The sequence below is a fragment of the Pseudoalteromonas sp. PS5 genome (assembly GCF_004103255.1).
Lineage (GTDB): Bacteria > Pseudomonadota > Gammaproteobacteria > Enterobacterales > Alteromonadaceae > Pseudoalteromonas > Pseudoalteromonas peptidolytica.
Map to the genome: position 1 here is coordinate 1 of NZ_RCSQ01000236.1, position 1,931 is coordinate 1,931.

General features: G+C 44.1%; 1 protein-coding gene. It reads left to right on the forward strand.

All coding sequences use genetic code 11. The features are described from left to right. Positions 1-179 precede the first annotated feature (179 nt). A complete protein-coding gene (locus tag D9603_RS21235; protein ID WP_128732826.1) occupies positions 180-1,832 on the forward strand; it encodes a FapA family protein in 1,653 nt (550 codons plus the stop codon). The last annotated feature ends 99 nt before the right edge of the window (positions 1,833-1,931 follow it).

Here is a 1,931-nt window from a genome sequence, read left to right on the forward strand (position 1 = left end):
TTAAGCAAATTGGTATAACTTGTATTTTTGATGCACAGAATGATTTACATTCATTTATATTTTGTAGCAATTCACACGATGTTAAGCTTAACAATCAAAAGAACTTGTGCTCAAATGAAGTCGCTGCATTAAAAACAACATATAACAATAAGTTTGTGCATACTTTTCAGGGTTGATGAATGTCATTATTTCGCTTTGATGAGGATGAGGGCTACGTTTATTTGCTCTCTCATCCCGTAGAATCTGGTTTTCCGGCAAGTTCGTCTCAGTTGGTTGAGATGATTGAAGGCTCGCCGTATGCGGATTTTGAAATCATCCATGCCAATATTGGTCAACTATTTACTGCCAGTGAAGCGCCAGAGCAAGATTCTTTGGTCGTTGCACGTGCCATTGATGCGTCAATATCTGTCCATATTGAAGAAGGGAATATGCTTGCGGAGGCAAAAATTACCACGGCAAAAGGTGGTAAGTTGGTCTGTATGAACAAAGCCAAGCAAGCATTAATACAAGCCGGTATTAAAAAAGGGGTGAATGGTAAAGCACTTGATAACCTGCTTGGTCAACAACTTGAGTTACCTGCGGGGCACACCTACAAAGGCATAGTCGCCCACGGTCAACGCGCAAAAGATGGCAGTGATGCAAAGTTTGTGCGCCTGTGTATGACAGCGCAAGACAGAGTGCTCAGCCCGCAGCAATCAAGCGGTGGTAAAGTGGATATGCGCAATCTAGGCGCAATCATCACCGTTAAACCTGGTAGTCCATTGATGAAAAAAGTGCCTCCAACGGAAGGTGAGCCGGGATATACGGTATTTGGCGATGTGATTGAGCCAAAACCGGGTAAAGACGCGCCGCTGGAAGTGTCTGAAGGTACTAAACTCGACCCAAGCGATAGCAACTTATTGATTGCAGACTCTAAAGGCGTGCCTGTGGCTATTCCCAGAGGGATGCGTGTAGATGACGTGCTGTGTTACGACAATATTGATGTAACAACAGGGCATGTTGAATTTGATGGTAGCATTATTGTAAGTGGCGACATCAAAGATGGGATGCGAGTAAAAGCCTCGGGTGACATTACCGTCATAGGCTTTGTTGAGTCTGCGGTACTAGAAAGCAGTAGTGCGGTAACGGTAATGCTTGGGGCGATTGGCCGTAAGCGAACCGAAGGGGAGGCATTCTCATGTTCTATTCAAGCCAAGCGCAGTATCTCTTTGGGTTATGCGCAGTATTGCCAAATTGAAAGTGAGCATGACATTTTAATAGAGCGTCAAGCGCTGCATTGTGATCTGACATCAAAGCGATTGATCAAAGTCGGTAAAGGCGATACCCCAAGAGGTAAACTAATTGGTGGCAATGTGTTTGATGCCATGCGAATTGAAACCGGTGAGTTAGGCGCGCCTTCTGGCACGAGAACGCGAATTTCATTGGCGCAAGATTGGGACAGCCTACATGATAAGCACCGTGAGCTGGTAGAACTTGAAAAGGTACTTGCTGCTAAGGTAATTGAAATCAAGCTGGCGATGAAGCGAGCGAAGGCGTCTTCTCAATCACCAAAACGCGACGCTTACTTGGCCAAGTTGCAACACAGTGAAAAGCAAATCAATAAGCACTATGGCCTTAACCAGCGCAACATTCGTTTAGTACAACAAAAAATACATCGGCTTACGCGTTTAAGCCGAGTCACGGTGAACGAATTGATGCACCCAGGCACTGAAGTCAAAATAGCCAAAGACACTAAATTGTTTTCAAGAATATACCCGCCAAATTTTGTTAAATTACATGAAGGTAAGCTGATGCAGCAGTTTACCACTGCAAAAACCGCAGAAATTGCCTAAAAATATGCCAGCAACCTAGCTGGCATTTGAATTTTTATACCAATTATCTTAATTAAGTGGTCTATTTTGAGGCGAGAAAAATCTTGTCGATAACTCCGC